Annotated in this window: 1 protein-coding gene; it reads right to left on the reverse strand. The window is 69.5% G+C overall.

Annotated features, from left to right (window positions below; all coding sequences use genetic code 11):
- Nucleotides 1–581: methyl-accepting chemotaxis protein (locus tag OXS49_RS33425; protein WP_267428787.1), on the reverse strand; the 581-nt coding region annotated here is incomplete at its 5' end.

Below are 581 nucleotides of genomic sequence, written 5' to 3' on the forward strand. Positions count from 1 at the left end.
TCAGTGCCGGTAGCGTTCGGCGAGCGCCATCAGCGCCTGGGCCAGCTCCGTGAGGTTGGCCGAGGCGGACTCGACCTGCCGCGTGCCGGCCGCGGTCTGCTGGCTCGCCTGCCGGATGTTCTGGAGCGCGCCCATCACCTGCTCGATGCCGAGCTGCTGCTGATTCGTCGAGGCGACGATCTGCTGGAAGGTCTGGACGTTCTCCTCCACGCGGGCGGTGATCTCCTCGATGGTCCGCTGCGTCGTGTCCGAGCGGGCCTTGCCGGCGGCGGCGCGCTTGACCGCCTCCTCGGTGAGCATCACCGAGGTGTTGATGCCCCGCTGGATCTCGCCCAGGATGCCGCGCACCTGACCGGTCGCCGCCTTGGCCTGATCGGCCAGCAGCTTCATCTCGGAGGCGACCACCGCGAAGCTGCGTCCGCTCTCGCCGGCCGCGGCCGCCTCGATGGCGGCGTTGAGGGCGAGGAGATGCGTGCGCTCCGAGATGTCGTTGACCGTCTCGATGATGTCGCCGATCGTCTGGGTCTTCTCCGACAGGCTGACGATGTTGCCGGCCACCGCCTCGGCCTGCTCGCGGATCG

Source organism: Methylobacterium sp. GC_Met_2 (assembly GCF_026540795.1).
GTDB lineage: Bacteria > Pseudomonadota > Alphaproteobacteria > Rhizobiales > Beijerinckiaceae > Methylobacterium.